Raw genomic sequence first — 375 nt, 5'->3', positions numbered from 1 at the left:
CCTGCAGGGGTTGGCGCGACCTCGTCGCGACCATCCGCAACCCCATGGCCGATACATGGGACTTCCTCACGGGAAGCCCTCTCGAGCGAACACCGACGAACTATCCGCTGCGAGGCGAGCTGCAGTTCATCCAGCGCGGCAACGCTCGTCACGAGCGCTGGCAGCACAAGCCGACCGCCCAGGGTGATGCGCGAATCTGGTTCTACGTCGACGGTGGCGACGTGTTGATCGAGCAGGTGCACACGCATCACCCGAACGCGACGAAGTAGCGAGCCACTTCTGGTGCACTCGCCCACGGCCGGGGCCGGTCCGGTGACTGACGGGTGGGTTCGACCCCTCAGCGATCCTTGAGCAGCTCGTCGCGCACCTGGCGAC

1 protein-coding gene is annotated in these 375 nt (G+C 66.1%); it reads left to right on the top strand.

Features of this window, described 5'->3' with window-relative positions; translation table 11 throughout:
* Positions 1–269 (top strand): hypothetical protein (locus R0J87_RS18825; RefSeq protein WP_498888115.1); only part of this gene is annotated, 269 nt, incomplete at its 5' end.
* Positions 270–375 lie beyond the last annotated feature (106 nt).

This window comes from Halomonas sp. SIMBA_159 (assembly GCF_046536035.1).
Lineage (GTDB): Bacteria > Pseudomonadota > Gammaproteobacteria > Pseudomonadales > Halomonadaceae > Vreelandella > Vreelandella venusta_A.
The sequence above is the reverse complement of the archived record's forward strand: the minus strand, read 5'-3'. Positions and strand labels throughout refer to the sequence as shown.